Source organism: Saccharopolyspora erythraea NRRL 2338 (genome assembly GCF_000062885.1).
Classification (GTDB): domain Bacteria; phylum Actinomycetota; class Actinomycetes; order Mycobacteriales; family Pseudonocardiaceae; genus Saccharopolyspora_D; species Saccharopolyspora_D erythraea.
This window is the reverse complement of sequence record NC_009142.1, coordinates 6,713,115-6,730,893: the sequence shown is the minus strand read 5'-3', so window position 1 is coordinate 6,730,893 and position 17,779 is coordinate 6,713,115. Positions and strand designations below refer to the sequence as shown.

At 71.4% G+C, this 17,779-nt stretch carries 16 protein-coding genes; 10 read left to right on the top strand and 6 right to left on the bottom strand.

Features of this window, described 5'->3' with window-relative positions:
* Positions 1–107 precede the first annotated feature (107 nt).
* From dxr to SACE_RS28715, 7 genes are all read left to right on the top strand, one after another.
* The gene (gene dxr, locus SACE_RS28745) at positions 108–1,382 is read left to right on the top strand and encodes a 1-deoxy-D-xylulose-5-phosphate reductoisomerase (protein WP_009943689.1); all 1,275 of its coding nucleotides are present in this window, start codon (positions 108–110) and stop codon (positions 1,380–1,382) included.
* Positions 1,383–2,666 (top strand): M50 family metallopeptidase, encoded by a 1,284-nt coding sequence (locus SACE_RS28740; RefSeq protein ID WP_009943691.1) that lies wholly within the window; start codon positions 1,383–1,385, stop codon positions 2,664–2,666.
* A gap of 289 nt (positions 2,667–2,955) precedes the next feature.
* Entirely contained in the window at positions 2,956–4,113 is a 1,158-nt protein-coding gene (ispG, locus tag SACE_RS28735; RefSeq protein WP_009943693.1) for a flavodoxin-dependent (E)-4-hydroxy-3-methylbut-2-enyl-diphosphate synthase, read from the top strand.
* A gap of 364 nt (positions 4,114–4,477) precedes the next feature.
* Positions 4,478–5,314: a GNAT family N-acetyltransferase gene (locus SACE_RS28730; protein WP_009943694.1), complete on the top strand. Its 837-nt coding sequence runs from the start codon at positions 4,478–4,480 to the stop codon at positions 5,312–5,314.
* A gap of 214 nt (positions 5,315–5,528) precedes the next feature.
* Entirely contained in the window at positions 5,529–7,301 is a 1,773-nt protein-coding gene (locus SACE_RS28725) for a penicillin-binding transpeptidase domain-containing protein (RefSeq protein WP_011874906.1), read from the top strand.
* Positions 7,302–7,397: 96 nt separating this feature from the next.
* Complete coding sequence (gene map, locus SACE_RS28720; RefSeq protein ID WP_009943696.1) at positions 7,398–8,255, top strand: type I methionyl aminopeptidase; 858 nt, start codon at positions 7,398–7,400, stop codon at positions 8,253–8,255.
* Positions 8,256–8,260: 5 nt separating this feature from the next.
* Positions 8,261–8,815, top strand: a complete 555-nt coding sequence (locus tag SACE_RS28715; RefSeq protein ID WP_009943697.1) for a hypothetical protein — start codon at positions 8,261–8,263, stop codon at positions 8,813–8,815.
* 6 nt (positions 8,816–8,821) lie between these two features.
* Here SACE_RS28715 and SACE_RS28710 read toward each other — a convergent pair whose 3' ends face one another.
* Genes SACE_RS28710 through SACE_RS28695 form a run of 4 tightly spaced genes read right to left on the bottom strand, consistent with a single transcriptional unit; the run spans position 8,822 to position 11,302 of the window.
* A complete protein-coding gene (locus SACE_RS28710) occupies positions 8,822–9,445 on the bottom strand; it encodes a DUF6346 domain-containing protein (RefSeq protein ID WP_009943698.1) in 624 nt (207 codons plus the stop codon).
* 9 nt (positions 9,446–9,454) lie between these two features.
* Positions 9,455–10,561 (bottom strand): hypothetical protein, encoded by a 1,107-nt coding sequence (locus SACE_RS28705; RefSeq protein ID WP_009943699.1) that lies wholly within the window; start codon positions 10,559–10,561, stop codon positions 9,455–9,457.
* Positions 10,545–10,865: a type VII secretion target gene (locus SACE_RS28700; RefSeq protein WP_009943700.1), complete on the bottom strand. Its 321-nt coding sequence runs from the start codon at positions 10,863–10,865 to the stop codon at positions 10,545–10,547. Before SACE_RS28700 ends, SACE_RS28705 begins: the two co-directional genes overlap by 17 nt.
* Complete coding sequence (locus SACE_RS28695; protein ID WP_009943702.1) at positions 10,862–11,302, bottom strand: YbaB/EbfC family nucleoid-associated protein; 441 nt, start codon at positions 11,300–11,302, stop codon at positions 10,862–10,864. Before SACE_RS28695 ends, SACE_RS28700 begins: the two co-directional genes overlap by 4 nt.
* A gap of 146 nt (positions 11,303–11,448) precedes the next feature.
* On the opposite strand from SACE_RS28695, the gene SACE_RS28690 reads away from it, so the two are divergent.
* Both SACE_RS28690 and SACE_RS28685 read left to right on the top strand, forming a co-directional pair.
* Positions 11,449–13,008, top strand: a complete 1,560-nt coding sequence (locus tag SACE_RS28690) for a cobyric acid synthase (protein WP_009943703.1) — start codon at positions 11,449–11,451, stop codon at positions 13,006–13,008.
* Positions 13,009–13,018: 10 nt separating this feature from the next.
* A complete protein-coding gene (locus SACE_RS28685; protein ID WP_009943704.1) occupies positions 13,019–13,297 on the top strand; it encodes a type II toxin-antitoxin system Phd/YefM family antitoxin in 279 nt (92 codons plus the stop codon).
* Between the two features lie 653 nt (positions 13,298–13,950).
* Here the strand turns inward: SACE_RS28685 and SACE_RS28680 are convergent.
* Entirely contained in the window at positions 13,951–14,634 is a 684-nt protein-coding gene (locus tag SACE_RS28680; protein ID WP_029621429.1) for a FadR/GntR family transcriptional regulator, read from the bottom strand.
* A gap of 88 nt (positions 14,635–14,722) precedes the next feature.
* Here SACE_RS28680 and SACE_RS28675 point away from each other — a divergent pair, with 88 nt between their 5' ends.
* Positions 14,723–15,991 carry a CynX/NimT family MFS transporter gene (locus SACE_RS28675; RefSeq protein ID WP_009943706.1) on the top strand — a complete coding sequence of 423 codons (1,269 nt, stop codon included), beginning with the start codon at positions 14,723–14,725 and terminating at the stop codon, positions 15,989–15,991.
* A 397-nt stretch (positions 15,992–16,388) separates the two neighbouring features.
* On the opposite strand, the gene gdhA is transcribed toward SACE_RS28675, so the two are convergent.
* On the bottom strand, positions 16,389–17,732 hold the full coding sequence (gdhA, locus tag SACE_RS28670) for an NADP-specific glutamate dehydrogenase (RefSeq protein WP_029621430.1): 1,344 nt from the start codon (positions 17,730–17,732) through the stop codon (positions 16,389–16,391).
* Between the last annotated feature and the right edge of the window lie 47 nt (positions 17,733–17,779).

The window sequence follows — 17,779 nt, the reverse complement described above, 5'->3', positions numbered from 1 at the left end:
CAACCCCTTCCTGCCTGCGGTCAGGCCGACACCGGCCTACCCCGATCGTGACCGCGGACGGTCGTTCGCGCACCAGGAGCGACGACCCCTTACACCCTTCGGGGACAATGGCCGCGATGCCTCCCGTGAACCCGCACCCAGACACCGCAGCCGCACCGGCCCCTCCGGCGCGCGGCGAGCCACGGACCGTGGTCGTGCTCGGCTCGACCGGGTCGATCGGAACCCAGGCGCTCGACGTGATCCGGCAGAACCCGGACTGGTTCCGCGTCGCCGGGATCGCGGCGGGAGGCAGCGACCCCGGCGCGCTGGCCGCGCAGGCCCTGGAGTTCGGCGTCGGCGCCGTCGCAGTGGCCAAGGGCACCGCGGTCGAGGACGTGCAGCTCGCGCTCTACGCCGAGGCCCAGCGCCTCGGCTACGCGGCGGGCGACTTCAAGCTGCCGCGCCTGCTGGCCGGCCCCGACGCCGCCACCGAGCTCGTCGAGACCACCCCGGCCGACGTGGTGCTCAACGGCGTCGACGGCTCGCGCGGCCTGCGGCCGACGCTGGCCGCGCTGGCCTCCGGCGCCCAGCTCGCGCTGGCCAACAAGGAGTCGCTGATCGCGGGCGGCTCGCTGGTCCTGCGGGCGGCCGAGCCGGGCCAGATCGTCCCGGTCGACTCCGAGCACTCCGCGCTGGCCCAGTGCCTGCTCGGCGGCCGCGCCCACGAGGTCGACCGGCTGGTGCTGACCGCGTCGGGCGGGCCGTTCCGCGGGCGCCGCGCCGAGGAGCTGCGCGAGGTGACCCTGGAGCAGGCCCTGGCCCACCCCACCTGGTCGATGGGCAACGTGGTGACCATCAACTCCGCGACCCTGGTCAACAAGGGCCTGGAGCTGATCGAGGCGCACCTGCTGTTCGGCATCCCCTACGAGCGCATCGACGTGGTGGTGCACCCGCAGTCGATCGTGCACTCGATGGTGACCTTCACCGACGGCTCGACGCTGGCCCAGGCCAGCCCGCCGAACATGCGGCTGCCGATCGCGCTCGGCCTGGACTGGCCGAACCGGGTGCCCGGCGCGGCGCCCGCGCTGTCGTTCACCGAGGCGATGTCGTGGACCTTCGAGCCGGTCGACAACGAGGCTTTCCCGGCGGTGGAGCTGGCCAGGCACGCGGGCAGCACGGGAGGCGGCCTGCCCGCGATCTACAACGCCGCCAACGAGGAGGCGCTGGCCGTCTTCGTCGCGGGCAACCTCGGTTTCACATCGATCGTGCACACTGTCGGTGAGGTGCTCTCCGAGGCGGACCAGTGGCGGGCCGAGCCGGCGAGCGTGGACGAGGTCTTCGCGGCCGAGGAGTGGGCGCGGGTGCGCGCCCGGGAGCTGGTCGCGGCAGGGAGGTCTAAGTAGATGCTGGTCGTCCTGGGCATCCTGATCTTCTTCGTCGGGCTGCTGCTGTCGATCGCCTGGCACGAACTCGGCCACCTGATGTGGGCCAAGCTCTTCGGCGTCAAGGTCACCCAGTACATGGTCGGCTTCGGCCGCACGATCTGGTCCCGCAAGAAGGGCGAGACGGAGTACGGGCTCAAGCTCATCCCGCTCGGCGGCTACATCCGCATGATCGGGATGTTCCCGCCGAAGAAGGACGAGGAGTACGGCCGCACGGCGTCGTCCTCGCCGTGGCGCACGATGATCGAGGACGCCCGGCAGGCGGTCGCCGAGGAGGTCCGCCCCGAGGACGCGCACCGGCAGTTCTACCAGCGCAAGCCGTGGAAGCGCGTCATCGTGATGTTCGGCGGCCCGTTCATGAACCTCATCCTGGCCGTGGTCATCTTCTCCGGCATCCTGATGGGCTACGGCACCCCGGAGCCGACCACCACGGTCGGCAAGGTCAGCGAGTGCGTGCTGCCCGCGACCGCCCAGAACACCGGGCAGTGCCCGGCAGGCGCGCCGCCGACCCCCGCCGCCGCCGCGGGCTTCCAGGCCGGCGACAGGATCGTCGAGTTCAACGGGCGCCCGTACGCCTCCTGGGACCAGCTCCAGCTCGCCATCAGGCAGTCCAGCGGCACGGTGCCGGTGGTCGTCGAACGCGGCGGACAGCGGCTGACCCTGCACCCGAGTCTGGTGCAGAACGAGATGCCGAACCTCAAGGACACCGACCAGATGGTCAGGGTCGGCTTCCTCGGCCTGGCGCCGACGTCGGCGCTGGTCAAGCAGGACATCCCGGGTGTGGTCAACACCATGGGCGAGATGATCGGCATGACCGTGCAGAAGGTCATCGAGCTCCCGCAGCGGGTGCCCGACCTGGTGTCGGCGATCTTCGGCGGTGAGCGCCAGGACGACTCGCCGGTGGGCGTCGTCGGCGCCAGCAGGCTCGGCGGCGAGGTGCTGTCCTACGACCAGTTCTCGGTCGGCGCGCGGATCGTGATGATGTTCAACCTGCTGGCCGGGGTGAACCTCTCGCTGTTCGTGCTGAACATGCTGCCGATCCTGCCGCTGGACGGCGGGCACATCGCCGGGGCGCTGTGGGAGTCGGTCCGGCGCAAGTTCGCCAGGCTGTTCCGCAGGCCCGACCCGGGGCCGTTCGACACCGCTCGGCTCATGCCGCTGGCCTACGGCGTCAGCCTGGTGTTCATCGCCTACTCGCTGCTGGTGCTGGTGGCCGACATCGTCAATCCGGTGACGATCTTCTAGTGCCCCGTCGCCCGGGCCGTCGGGGGCTGGGCAAGGGCGATTACACGCACGTGTGGCAACTGCGGCCATGCGGGCGGAGCACCGAACGCGAAAGGTGTCCGCGTAAGCGAAGTGGTCATCGCCCGCGTCACGCGCTCGTGTGGCGTCGAGGCTGCCGTGTGGTGTCCCGCCGGTGAATGATCACGGACCGTGATGCGGGTGAGGGGTTTCCGGCTCCAGGCGGGTGAGAGAGCGCCGGTATCGTGGATGCCGACGTCCGAAATCGTCGCGCAGAGGTGGAGAGGAATCGATGACCGTCGACCTGGGCATGCCCGCCGCGCCGCTCCCGGTGCTGGCCGAACGGCGCAAGACCCGCCAACTCAAGGTTGGGCCGGTCGGCGTGGGCAGTGAGCACCCCATCTCGGTGCAGAGCATGACCACGACCAACACGGCGGACATCAACGCCACCCTCCAGCAGATCGCCGAGCTGACCGCCTCCGGCTGCGACATCGTCCGGGTCGCCTGTCCGAGCGCCGACGACGCCGAGGCGCTGCCCGCGATCGCCAAGAAGTCGCAGATCCCGGTCATCGCCGACATCCACTTCCAGCCCAAGTACGTCTTCGCCGCGATCGAGGCGGGCTGCGCGGGCGTGCGGGTCAACCCCGGCAACATCCGCAAATTCGACGACCAGGTCAAGGAGATCGCGCAGGCCGCCAAGGACCACGGCACGCCGATCCGGATCGGCGTCAACGCCGGTTCGCTGGACCCGCGGCTGCTCAAGAAGCACGGCAAGGCCACCCCGGAGGCGCTGGCCGAGTCGGCGCTGTGGGAGGCGAGCCTGTTCGCCGAGCACGACTTCCACGACATCAAGATCTCGGTCAAGCACAACGACCCGGTCGTGATGGTGCGCGCCTACGAGATCCTGGCCGAGCAGTGCGACTACCCGCTGCACCTGGGCGTCACCGAGGCCGGGCCCGCGTTCCAGGGCACGATCAAGTCGGCGGTGGCCTTCGGCGCGCTGCTGCGCCAGGGCATCGGCGACACCATCCGGGTGTCGCTGTCGGCCCCGCCGGTCGAGGAGATCAAGGTCGGCGCGCAGATCCTGCAGTCGATGAACCTGCGCCCGCGCAAGCTGGAGATCGTCTCCTGCCCGTCCTGCGGCCGCGCCCAGGTCGACGTCTACAAGCTCGCCGACGAGGTCACCGCGGGCCTGGAGGGCATGGAGGTGCCGCTGCGCGTGGCGGTGATGGGCTGCGTGGTGAACGGTCCCGGTGAGGCCCGCGAGGCCGACCTCGGCGTGGCCTCCGGCAACGGCAAGGGCCAGATCTTCGTCAAGGGCGAGGTCATCAAGACCGTGCCCGAGCACCAGATCGTGGAGACCCTCATCGAGGAGGCCATGCGCATCGCCGAGGGCATGGAGTCCGCCGAGGAGGCCGAGGCCGGCGCCCCGGTCGTCACCGTCGGCTGACCGGCGGTCGCGAACCGGAGCGGCGTGCCTGGCCGAGCGGGGCTATGTGCCCGGCCGAGGGGGCGATGTGCCCGACAGACCGGAGCGGCGTGCCCGGACGACCCGGGCGGTGTCCCTCGATGATCTGAGCGGGCGGCGTGCCCGGCCGGCCGGACGGTCGTGCCCGCCAGGCGCGGTCACCGTCGGCTGACCGGTTCCCGTTCGGGCTTCGCCCGGTACTCGGCGCGCGTCGCGTCCGCGGGTCGCGAATTCCGGTCCGGCCGACGCGCCGCGCTACTCCTTTCGGGTGAGTGCGGCGGCGAGATGGGGATTGCTGTGCCGGGCGGTACAGCCTCGTGCGCACCATTTCTGGCAGTCTTGGCGCGTGCTCAAGCTCGCCGGTGCCCGGCTTCTGGAGGAACGGGACGCGGTCGGCGTCCGCTCGGTGCTGGACTCCGACCCCGTCGCGGCATGCATGGTCGCGTCGCGGGTCGAGGTGGCCGGTGTCCACCCGCTGCGGCTCGGCGGCGAGCTGTGGGGCTACGGCAGCAAGCTCGACGGGCTCTGCTTCTCCGGCGTGAACCTGATCCCGCTGCGGGGGCGGCCGGACGCCATGCGGGCCTTCGCCGACCGCGCCCTGCGCCGCCGCCGCGTGTGCTCGTCGCTGGTCGGCCCGGCCGAGCAGGTGCTCAACCTGTGGGCGGAGCTGGAGCCGCAGTGGGGCCCGGCCCGCGAGGTCCGCGCGGACCAGCCGCTGATGGTGCTCTCGGAGCCGCCGCGCGTGGCCCCCGACCCGCTGGTCCGGCCGGTCCGTCCCGACGAGCTCGACATCTACCTGCCCGCCGCGGTCGCGATGTTCACCGAGGAGGTCGGCATCGACCCGTCCAGCGACGGGGGAGCGGCCGGCTACCGGGCGCGGGTCGCCGAGCTGATCGCCCGTGGCCGGGCCTTCGCCCGCATCGAGGGCGGCCAGGTCGTCTTCAAGGCCGAGATCGGGGCGATGTCGCGGTCGGTGGGCCAGATCCAGGGCGTCTGGGTGCATCCGGACCGCCGCAGCACCGGGATCGGCACCGCGGGCACCGCGGCGGTGGCCGACCGGCTGGTGCGCGGGTTCCGGCGCACCGCGAGCCTGTACGTCAACGACTACAACATCGGCGCCCGGATCGCCTACCGCAAGGTGGGGTTCCAGGAGCTCGGCTCGTTCGCGACCGTCCTGTTCTGACCGGCTCGCCGGAGCGCTCTGACCGGCTCGCCGGCGCGTTGCGAGCGGTCCTTTTCGGATCGGCCCCGTCCCGGACGCCATGTTCCAAGTCACCCCGTGCGGCATCGTCCCTGTTCCGGGCGGTGCCGCTGGGCCCGGTGGCCAATCACGGGTGACCCGGGCGGGGGATCTTCGGCATACTCGCGGCGTGTGTTCCTTCCGGATCTTCGGGCTGATGGCCGGGCTGCTGCTGTTGCTGCCGACCGCGGGCTGCGGGGTCTTCGACTCCGGTCCTTCCGCGGGCGACGTGGCTTCGGCGTTCCTGCGGGCCTACACCGCGGGTGACGTGGCCGGGGCGGCCGCCCGCACCAACGCTCCCGACCAGGCGCGGCCGGTGCTGGAGGCCAACCGCAAGGGCCTGGCTCCGAAGGCGGCCACGGCGAAGCTGGGCAAGGTCGAAGAGGCCGACACCGCGACCGCGAACTACGACCTGACCTGGGACTTCGGTGACGGCCGCAGCTGGTCCTACCCGGCGTCGATGCAGCTGGTCGAGGACGACCAGGGCTGGAAGGTGCGCTGGGCCCCGTCGGTGATCCACCCCGACCTAGGCACCCAGCAGACGCTGGCCGTCCAGGAGCAGCGGCCCGACCCGGGTCCGGTGCTCGACCGCGACGGGGTGCAGCTCATGGGCCCCGAGCAGCTCGTGACGGTGAGTCTGAACCCGCAGGAGGCCGGGGACGTGCCCGGCGTCGCGGGCAGGCTGGCGGCCGCGCTGAGCAGCGTCGAGCCCGCGATCACCCAGCAGTCGATCATGGACGGTGTGGCGAAGACGCCTGCCGGTCAGCCCTACGCGGTGGTGACGCTGCGGCAGGCCGACTACGAGCGCGTCAGGTCCGCTGTCTACGACCTGCCGGGCGTCCGGTTCCCGGCGCAGGAGAAGCTGGTCACGGCCGAGCGCGGCTACGGTTCGCAGGTGCTGGGCGGGTTGGCCAGGACGGTGGACGACCAGATCCAGGCCGGTACCGGCTGGCGCGTGGTCACCCGCAACGACTTCAACGGCGCCGTGGTGCGGACGCTGCACGACGTCCCGGCGCGCCCGGTGCCCGCGGTGCACTCCACGCTCAGCGACCGGGTGCAACGGGCCGCGGAAGGAGCCGTGGACCCGGTGCCCCAGGCGGCGATGATGGTCGCGCTGCGCCCCTCCAGCGGTGAGGTGCTCGCGGTGGCGCAGAACGCCCCCGCCGACGCGCAGGGCGCGGTCGCGCTGACCGGCCAGTACCCGCCCGGCTCCACCTTCAAGATCGCCACCGCGTCGGCCGCGCTGGAGTCGGGCGGGGTCGGCATCGACACCCCGGTGCAGTGCCCGGCCAAGAAGCCGTTCGACGGCCGGGTCATCCCCAACGACAAGGAGTTCGACCTCGGCACCGTCCCGCTGCGGACGGCCTTCGCGAAGTCCTGCAACACGACGTTCGCGCAGCTCTCGGTCGACCAGCGCAAGGGAGCGCTGACCGACGCGGCCAAGCGCCTGGGCGTCGGGGTGGACTTCGAGATGACCGGTGCCACCACGATCACCGGTGCCGCCCCGGAGGCCGAGGCGACCGTGCAGCGCGCCGAGAACGGCATCGGGCAGGGCAAGGTGCTCGCGAGCCCGTTCGGCATGGCGCTGGCCGCGGCGACGGTGGCCAACGGCTCGATGCCGGTCCCGACGCTGGTGCAGGGCACCCAGACCAAGGTCGACGCGATGCCGCAGCCGCTCTCCCAGCGCACCCTCGACCAGCTCCGGCCGATGATGCGCGAGGTCGTCACGTCGGGTACCGCGACCGCCCTGGGAGGGTCCGGGGAAGTCCTGGGCAAGACCGGTACCGCGCAGTTCGGCGACGGCACGCACTCGCACGGCTGGTTCGTCGGCTACCGGGGCGACCTGGCGTTCGCGGTGCTGGTCACCGACGCCGGGGCCTCAGGGCCCGCGGTCGAGGCGGCCAAGCGGTTCCTGTCCGCCGCGCCGTGACGCCCACCACGCCGGAGTGTGGGATTCGTCATGCGGTGCAGCGGGCTGCGGACCGGTGCGCGACCGGGTCGGCAGGCGACGTTTTAGAGTGAGGACATGCCGGTAAGAGCCCCCCTTGAACCAGGTGTGCAGACGCCACACCGACAGGTCCCCACGACCATCGAGCGTCCCGAGTACGTCGGCAAGGCGGCTCCCAAGCGCAACACCGAGCCCTACGTCCAGCCGCCCGAGGTCGTCGAGGCGATGCGGGTGGCGGGCAAGCTGGCCGCGCAGGCCCTGGTGGCCGCGGGCGAGGCGGTGCGCCCCGGCGTCACCACCGACCACATCGACGCGGTCGTGCACGAGTTCTTCGTCGACCACGGCGTGTACCCGTCGACGCTGGGCTACCGGGGGTTCCCGAAGTCCTGCTGCACCTCGCTGAACGAGGTCATCTGCCACGGCATCCCGGACTCGACGGTGATCGAGGACGGCGACATCGTCAACGTCGACGTCACCGGCTACGTCGGCGGCGTGCACGGCGACACCAACGCGACCTTCCTCGCCGGTGACGTCTCGGAGGAGGTGCGGCTGCTGGTCGAGCGCACCCGCGAGGCGACGATGCGCGCGATCAAGGCCGCCAAGCCCGGGCGGCAGCTCAACGTGATCGGCCGGGTCATCGAGTCCTACGCCAAGCGCTTCGGCTACGGCGTGGTCCGCGACTTCACCGGGCACGGCATCGGCCGCGCGTTCCACAGCGGCCTGGTCGTCCTGCACTACGACGAGCCGTCGGTGCAGACCGTGCTCGAGCCCGGCATGACCTTCACCATCGAGCCGATGATCACCCTCGGCACCCACGAGTACGACATGTGGAGCGATGGCTGGACGGTGACCACCAAGGACAAGAGCTGGACGGCGCAGTTCGAGCACACCATCCTCATCACCGAGGACGGCAACGAGATCCTCACCCTGCCCTGACGCCCGTGTCGACGCACAGCGGCCTGGCACCCGGCAAGAACGCGACGGTCGTCCGGTACCGGTACGGCTGGGGCATGCTCGCCGGGGCGCTCGGCCTGCTGGCCTTCGCCGGGATCTTCGTGTTCTACCTGCTCACGCCGGGGCAGGCGGCACGCGAGTTCAACCCGTTCGTGCCGTGGGTGATGATCATCCTGGTCGGCCCGATCGCGCTGCTGTTCCTCGCCGGGTCGCTGTTCGTGCTCTCGCGCACGCACCGCGTGCACGTCGACGAGCGCGGCATGTGGTTCAGCAGCTGGAACGAGACCGACCTCATCGCGTGGACGGAGCTGCGCGCGGTCCGCGCCCGCGAGCCGCGGCCCAAGCCGAAGGACGACCCGAAGGCCGACAGCCTCCCCGCCGCGCTGGAGCTGCATCCGGGCGATGCGAACTTCGCGCAGTGCCACGCCAAGCTCGTCAAGACCACCGACAGCGGCCTCTGCACCGTCGACCTGCCCGGGCGAGCCACCGTTCGGCGGCTCGCCCAGGCGATCTCGAAGTACCGCCCGGACCTGCTGCGCTGAGGCCGTTCAGCCCCCGCGCTGCTGCCGGGCCTGCTTGCGCTGCTCCCGGTTGCGGCGCATCTGGTCCCAGAACTCCTGGTCCTTTTTCTTCTTCGCGGCCCGCTCCTCGGGCGAGCCGTGGATCTTCTCCCAGAACTTCCGCTGCTCGGCCTGGCTGAACGACCAGACGACGGACTTGGAGAACATCCACAGCGCGGGGATGCCGACCAGGCCGGTGGTGACGACGAGGACGAGCGTGACGGTCCCGTTCGAGTAGCCGTCCTCGGCCCGCGTGTAGGTCCGCTTCTCCTTGTTGGTGCTGGTCCGGCTGCCGCCGTAGCCCCACACAAGCCGCTTCTGCTTCCCGACCTCGGCAGGCGTGAAAAAGTTCATGTCCACCGTCGCGGTCCAGGTGTCACCGGTCTTGTCGTCCCGGATGTCGGCCACGCAGCTCCAGTTGTGCCCGAAGCCGCGCCGGGTGACCGGGCCGGTGTCCTCGCAGGACCGCACCAGCGCGGTGCCGTTGGGGTTGTCCTTCTTCTCCGGGAAGGAGTAGACGATGGTGGGCCAGAGCATGACCAGCACCGCCACGACCACGAACCCGCCGAGCATCTTGGCCAGCCGGATCGCGATGTTGTCCGAATTCCACACGGTTGCCGCCTACTTCTGCTCTTGTTGGTTCTCCGCGGCGAGGTCCTTGCCGTCGTCAAGCGCCGCGGCTCCCTTGGCCACCTCGTAGGTCGTCTTCGCCCGGCCGCCGTCCGGCCCCATGTCCAGCTGCGGGCCCCAGATGTCGCCCTTGGCGAACGGCTTGTACTCCGCGCCACCCGCCTTGAGGCCGTCCATGGCGTTGCGGAACCTGCTCGCGCCCTCGGTGGCCGCTCCGGTTCCGATCTCGTCGAGCTTCGCGCCGTTCAGCGCGGGCTGCTGACGTACATTGACCAGGTTGCCGCTGGGCGGGTTGGCCAGACCGCTGAAGAAGTCGTCCACCTTCGTCCGCAGCGACTTCCCGGCCGAGCCGAGCTTGTCCAGGTGCTTGGAAAGGTTCTTCAGGACGTCGGCGAGCTTGTTCATCCACTCCGAGATCTTGTCCGCCCACTTCAGCGCGATGCGGATCGCGTCGGCGATGAGACCGCCCGCGGCGATCCCGGCGGTGCACACCGCGGCGATGCCCCACTTGAGCACCGCCCCGATGATCTCGCCGATGGCTCCGGCGATGAGGTCGCGGACGATGCCGCGCACCGCGCCGACCACGACGCCCGCGCCGTCGACGGCCGCCTTCATGCCGTTGCAGGCCTCACCGAGCGCGTCGACCGTCTTGGCCGTGTCGGCGCCGAGCTTGCGGTAGGCGTCGCCGGACCTGCCTTCCCACTCCGTCGTGCCCTGCGCGGCCTGGCCGTACTCCTGGGAGACCGCCTTCAGCTCCTTGCCGATGTTCTCCCAGGTGCTGGCCATGCCGCCGATGGCGTCGGGGTTGCCCATCAGCGCGTCGAAGGGCTCGCGCAGGAACGAGACGTTCTCGATCAGCCAGCCCACGCCCCAGCTCGCCAGCGTGCCCAGCGGGTCGGCGACGAGACCGACCGCGTCGACGCCGACGCCCAGCGCGTTGAGACCCGCGGAGTCCCAGTCACCGTTCTGGATCGCCTGTGCCGTGCCGATGACGTTCTCCACGCCACCCGCGCCGCTGGCGGGATTCGCGGTGCCCTTCTGCTCCGACTCCTTCGACGTCTCGTCGGCGGTGACGACCAGGTCACTTTCCGAAGCCACGCTCAACCTCCTTGATGATGGCGCTGCTCTCCTGGTCGGTCGCCTCGTAGTCGGAGGCGGTCTGGTCCAACGCCTTCTTGATCGATTCCATCGCCTTGGCGCCCGTCTCGATGGCGGACTTGGTCATCTCGCCCTGGGCGATGCACTGCGTGGCCAGGAACTGGCCGAAGATGCCGAACGCGTTGCTGTCCATGGACGTCTGCGCCGCGCCGTGCGCCGTCTTGACGCGGTTGGCGAAGCCCTGCACCTTGCCCGCGTGTTCCTTGATCGTCGGTACGTCCGCCCGGAACCCGTCGTCGCTCACCGCAGGTACCTCCCGCCGGAGTTGTCGTCGAAGTCGTCGTCGATCTCGTTGCCGCCGCGGCCGCCGGGAGCGGCGTCCTCGTCGGTGCCGTCGCCGGCGTAGCCGTGCGGCAGGTTGCTCTTGACGAACTCCAGCGCGTCGCCTTCGCCGACGAACCGCTGCATCACGTCCATCATCTGGCCGGCCGCCTCGCGCTGGGCCCTGCGGACGCATTCCATGATCGAAGCGCGCAGCTTGTCCGGCTGGGGGTGCTGGAAGTCGCGGCCGAACTGGATGTCCTCCAGCACGCCGCTGCTGTTGACACGCACGGTGACCTGGCCGTCCTGCGACGTCGCCGATCCGCCGACCTCGCTGAGCTGGTCGCGGGCGCGGTCGGTGTCCTCCTTCACCTGCTGGAGCTTGGCGCTGTACTGGGACAGCCAGTCGTCGGGGTGCATGGGTCTCCTCGGTTCCGTACGGTGCGCGTTCGTCGGAGCAGGTTAGTTGATTTCGGACATTGGGACGCAGGAGTCCGCGACTTGGTTCCGCAGGGGTTCACCACCGACTGGCGGAGCGGGTGGCGCGGTGGGGTAGGAAGGTTGTTGTGAACGCGCTGCTGATCGCCGGGACGACGTCGGATGCCGGCAAGAGCGTGGTCGCGGCCGGTGTCTGCCGGTGGCTGGCCCGCACCGGAGCCCGCGTGGCGCCGTTCAAGGCGCAGAACATGTCGAACAACTCGGTGGTGACGCCGGACGGCGGTGAGATCGGACGGGCGCAGGCGGTGCAGGCCGCGGCGTGCGGTCTGGAGCCGTCGGTGCGCTTCAACCCGGTGCTGCTCAAGCCGGGCAGCGACCGCAGGTCGCAGGTGGTCGTGCTCGGGCACGTCAGCGGCGAGGTGACCGCGATGTCCTACCGCGAGCGCAAGGCCGCCCTGCTGGACACCGTGGTGTCCACTTTGGATGGTCTGCGCGCCGAGCACGACCACGTGATCTGCGAGGGCGCCGGTTCTCCCGCGGAGATCAACCTGCGCGCCACCGACATCGCCAACATGGGGCTGGCCAGGGCCGCGGGGCTGCCTGTGCTGGTGGTCGGCGACATCGACCGCGGCGGGGTGTTCGCCCAGCTCTTCGGCACGCTGGCGCTGCTCGACGCGGCCGACCAGGCGCTGGTCGGCGGTTTCGTGATCAACAAGTTCCGCGGCGACCCGGCCCTGCTGGACTCCGGTCTCGACCGGTTGCGCGCGCTCACCGGACGGCCGGTGCACGGCGTGCTGCCGTGGGCCGAGGACCTGTGGCTCGACGCCGAGGACTCGCTCTCCTACGTCGCCGACGGCGTGGTGGGCCGCCCGGCGCCGCCGCGCGGCTCGCAGTGGCTGCGGGTGGCGGTGCCGAGGCTGCCGCGGATCTCCAACGCCACCGACGTCGAGGCCCTGGCGGCCGAGCCTGGGGTGGCGGTCCGGTTCGTCACCGAGCCGTCGCGGCTGACCGACGCCGACCTCGTGGTGCTGCCGGGGTCGAAGTCGACCGTCGCCGACCTCGGTTGGCTGCACGACACCGGGCTCGCCGACGCGATCCGCGCGCACGCGGGGGCGGGGCTGCCGGTCGTCGGTATCTGCGGTGGCTTCCAGATGCTGACCCGCCGCATCACCGACCAGGTGGAGTCGGGGGTGGGGGCGGTCGACGGCCTCGGGATGCTCGACCTGGAGATCGAGTTCGAGGAGGCCAAGACGCTGCGCAGGCCTTCGGGCACGGCCTTCGGGGAACCGGTGGACGGGTACGAGATCCACCACGGTGTGCCGGTGCGCCGAGGCGACGACCTCGCGGGTCTGGTCCGGCTGCCCGGTGGCACCGCCGAGGGTGGGCTGAGCGGGTCGGTGGCGGGTACGCACTGGCACGGCTTGTTCGAGAACGATGCCTTCCGCAGGCGTTTCCTGACCTGGGCGGCCGGGTGCGCGGGCCGTGACGGCTTCGTCGCGGCCGGTGACACGTCGTTCGCCGAGGTGCGCGCCGGTCAGCTCGATCTGCTCGGCGACCTGGTGGAGAAGCACCTCGACACCGACGCGATCCGGCGGCTGCTCGAAGGTGGCGCCCCGGCCGGGCTCCCGTTGCTCCCGCCGGGTGCAGGCGGTCGCGCGGCGCTGCGCTCCGGCGGCGGTTCCGAGTAACGTCTGCCACATGGCCGCTGAGTTCACCATCGCCGAAGCCCAGGAACGGTTGGCGGAGCTGATCGACCGGGCGGAGTCGGGTGAGGACATCGTGATCACCCGGTTCGGCGCACCTTCCGTACGCCTGCAGGCAACCGGCGGTCGCGGTGCGACGACCGCGCTGGCGGGCGGCGTCGTCGGGGCTGCGTGGCTCGCCCCGGTCGCCGGCGACGCCGGCGGTGGCTCCGTCGACTCCGGCGGCGGCGCCTTCGACGTCGGCACGGACTACTCGCCGGGCTTCCCCACGTGACGTAGTCGCGCGGACGGCTCTCCGTGACTCGAGGTGCGGGCCACGTTCTCGGCACCCGCGACCGCGTTCGGGTCGGGCACGGGTGGGCGGCACCCCCCGCAGGGCACGGCTGATCGTCGCGCCGGACAGGCCCGCGTGGTGATCCGCTCGTCCGTCGACGTCCCCGGCTGGGCACGGGCCGCAGTTGCGGTTCGTCGGCCACCCGTGCGTCCATCTCGGCATCGTCGGCGGCGCGGGGCCGCATCGGGAGTCCGACGCACGTCCGCGCCGGTCATGCCGCCGCCGCGTTGGTGGCCGAGTGCGCCCGGTGGGCCCGTGTGGCCGTCGGGCGGGCGCTGCTGTCCGCCCGCCAGCTCGCCGCTCGGTTACTCAGCAGCCAGCGCGCGCCGCTGGCCCGGCCGTTCGCCGCTTCCCGCGTCCCCGCCGCCGCTCCACTGTCCGGCTGCCCGCCACAGCTCCGCGCCCGGCCGTCCGCCGCTTCGCCGGCCGGGACAGTCGGCGCTCCGCCGCCCGGATGGCCGCTCCACCGGCCCGTCCGCCGCCGCTCGCTGCGTCCCCGCCCGCCAGCTCGCCGCTTGCCCCGCCGCTCGGCTGCCCGCCAGCCGGCGCTTCACGGCCCGCGGGGCGCTCCGCCGCCGCTGCGTCGTCGCCCGCTAGTCGTCCGTGCTGGGCATCTGGGCCAGCAGTTCGTCCAGGAAGCCGCCTGCCTCGGCGGCGGCGCGGTCGGGGTCGCCGTCGCGGACGGCGGCCACCAGCTCCGTGTGGGAGACGTGCTCCTCGGGCGGGATCTCCGGGTCGAACGCCGATGCGACGCTGGAGCGCACCGCCTCGCTCAGGCCCTCGTAGAGGCCGATCAGCACCGGGTTGTGCGACGCCTGCACGAGCCGCAGGTGGAAGTCGGCGTCCTTGGTGATCACCGTCTCGCGGTCCATGCGCCGGACCGCCTCGTCCCGGTCGTGCAGGGCGACCTCGAGATCGCGGAGGTCCTGCTCGGTCCGGGCGCTCGCCGCCAGGCGGGCGCTTTCGACCTCCAGCGCGCGGCGCACTTCGAGGACGTGGCGCAGCTCCGACCCGCACAGCTTGCGCACCGCGCCGGAGATCTCGCTGGTCGCGCGGACGAACGTGCCGTCACCCTGGCGCACTTCGAGCAGGCCGGAGTGGGAGAGCGCCCGGATCGCCTCGCGCACGGTGTTGCGGCCGACCCCGAGGCCCGTGACCAGTTCGCTCTCGGGCGGGATTCGGCTGCCGAGCGACCACTCGCCGGAGGCCATGAGCTCCCGGAACTGCTCGATCACCTGATCGACCAGCCCGGTCCGCTTGGTGGTGACCAAAGGCACGTAGACGTCCTTTCGTCCAAACATCCTACGTTTGACATACTAGTACGCGATGTCCATAGAGTCGCGCAGCCAGCATGTCCCTGACCATGTGACCGACCAGGATGCCAGCTCTCCTCCGCACGCCCCGCACCCCGATGCGCTGCGGCTGGAGAACGACGGTGCGTCCGAGGCGGTGCTGCCCAACCGGCAAGCGGCGGTGGCCGGAGGAGGCCTGCTCCTCGCCGGGGTCGCGCTGGCGGCTGCCAACATGCGGCCGGCGGTCACCAGCCTCGCGTCGGTGCTGGGCGAGGTGCGCGACTCCCTCGGCAGCAGCAGCACCTGGGCCAGCATCGTCACCTCGGTGCCGACCCTGTGCTTCGGCGCGGCGGGAATCGCCGCCCCGCTGCTGGCGAGGCGCTGGGGCATGAGCCGCGTGATCGGCGTCTCGCTGGCGGTGCTGACCGCGGCGATGGTGCTGCGCGTGGTCGACGGGCCGTGGACGGTCCTGGCCGGAACGGTGCTGGTCTGCGCCTCGATCGCGATGTGCAACGTGCTCATCCCGGTGGTGGTCAAGGAGTCCTTCCCCAACCGGGTCGGCATGGCCACCGGCCTCTACACCACCGCGATGGCCGCGGGCGGTGCCGTGGGCTCGGCGCTGACGCCGATGCTGCAGCACTCGACGGGAAGCTGGAAACTTGCCCTGGCCACCTGGGCGGTCGTGGCGCTCGCCGCGTTCTGCGTGTGGGTCCCCGCCACCCGGCGCCAGGCCGCGAGCAGGCAGGTCACCGGCACGGCAGCGCAGGGCGGGCGCCGCTCGCTGATGCGCAGCCCGCTGGCGTGGGCGATCACCGCATACTTCGCGATGCAGTCGCTGGTCGCCTACGTGGTGATGGGCTGGATGCCCGAGGTGTTCAAGAGCGCGGGCATCGACGCCACCACGTCGGGCGCGCTGCTCGGTGTGCTGCTGCTGGTCGGCGTGCCGCTCAACATGATCCTGCCGCCGCTGGTCACCCGGACCCGCGGGCAGTCCGGCTGGGCCGTCGGGCTCGCGGCGCTGACCGCGAGCGGCGTCGTGGGACTGCTGGTCGCGCCGCAGAGCGCCCCGCTGCTGTGGGCGCTGCTGCTCGGCGTGGGACTGAGCGCGTTCCCGCTGGCGCTGGTGTTCATCTCGCTGCGGACCAGCAACGCCGCCGACACCGGCCAGCTCTCGGCGATGTCGCAGAGCTTCGGCTACCTGATCGCCTCGGTCGGCCCCTTCATGTTCGGCGTCATGCACGACCTGACCGGCGGCTGGACGGCTTCGCTGGTGATCGTGCTGGCGATCGTGCTGGTCCAGGGCTGCATCGGCATCATCGCGGGACGCCCCCGCACCATCTGAACGCGTAGGGCGCAGGCGGAATGCGCCGGGAGCGGTCGGGAAAGCGGCAGAGCGTCGGCCGTAAGCGCGGGCGGCTTGGCCGGAGGCGTTGGGCTCGGCCGAAAACGCGGGGGCTTGGCCGGAAGCGCGGGTCGGCCGGTAGCGCGGGGGCTTGGCCGGAAACGCGGGGCTCGGTCAGAAGCGTCGGGCTCGGCCGGATACGCCGGAGCGAACCGGCCGACCGCAGGGCGCCGTCCGGTCTCCGGCCGCTGGCCGCCGCCCGGTCTCCGACCGCTGGCCGCCGCCAGGTCCCCGACCGCGGCCGCCACCCGGCCCCCGGCCAACAGGCGGCCGCCCGATCCGGAGTTGGGCCGCCCGGCCCGTGGCGGTGGCCGGAGCCGGGCGGCGCCGTGCCGGCTCAGATCAAGCCGAGTCGTAGCGTCGTGTCGGCCACCGAGGTGAAGCCCGCGATGTTGGCGCCCGCGACGTAGTCGCCGGGCACGCCGTACTCCTCCGCCGTGGCGTAGCAGCGGTCGTGCAGGTCCTTCATGATCGCTTCGAGTCGCCGCTCGGTACGCTCGAAGCTCCACGTCTCGCGGGACGCGTTCTGCTGCATCTCCAGCGCCGAGGTCGCCACGCCGCCCGCGTTGGCGGCCTTGCCCGGCCCGAACGCGACGCCGGCTTCCCGGAACACTTGGATCGCCTCCGGCGTGGCGGGCATGTTCGCGCCCTCGCCGACGGCCATGCAGCCGTTGGCGATGAGCGTGGCGGCGTCTTCCGCGGTGAGCTCGTTCTGCGTCGCCGAAGGCATCGCGACCTGGCAGGGAACCTCCCAGACCGCACCGCGCTCCACGAACTTCGAGCCCGGCCGGCGGTCGGCGTAGGCGCTGATGCGCTCGCGCTCGACCTCCTTGATCTGCTTGACCAGCCCGACGTCGATGCCGTTCTCGTCGTAGACGTAGCCGGTGGAGTCCGAGCAGGCCACCACGGTTCCGCCCAGCTGGTGGACCTTCTCCATGCCGTAGGTCGCGACGTTGCCGGAGCCCGACACCACGACCTGCTTGCCCTCGAACGACTCGCCGCGTGCGGCCAGCATCTCCCGGACGAAGTAGGCGCAGCCGTAGCCGGTGGCCTCGGTTCGCACCTCCGCCCCGCCGAAGGAGAGGTGCTTCCCGGTGAGCACACCGGTTTCGTAGCGGTTGGTGATCCGCTTGTACTGGCCGAAGAGGTAGCCGATCTCCCGGCCGCCGACGCCGATGTCGCCGGCGGGCACGTCGGTGTGCTCGCCGATGTGCCGGTGCAGCTCGGTCATGAAGCTCTGGCAGAAGCGCATGATCTCGCGGTCCGAGCGCCCCTTCGGGTCGAAGTCGGCACCGCCCTTGCCGCCGCCGATCGGCAGGCCGGTCAGGGCGTTCTTGAAGATCTGCTCGAACCCCAGGAACTTCACGATGCCCTGGTAGACCGAGGGGTGGAAGCGCAGACCGCCCTTGTACGGGCCGAGGGCGCTGTTGAACTCCACGCGGAACCCGCGGTTGACGTGCACTTCGCCGCGGTCGTCCTCCCACGGCACCCGGAAGGTGACCATCCGCTCGGGTTCGCAGATCCGCTCGACGATCTTGTGCTCGGCGTACTCGGGGTGCTTGTCCAGCGCCGGTCCGATGCTCTCCAGGACTTCCTGGACGGCTTGGTGGAACTCGGTTTCCCCTCGGTTGCGCCGGACGATGTCGTTGTAGACCGCTTCGAGACGTGCGTGCAGCACCAGGTCGCCTTTCTCTCCGTTGGGAAGGGCCGGGGTCAGATGATGGCGGA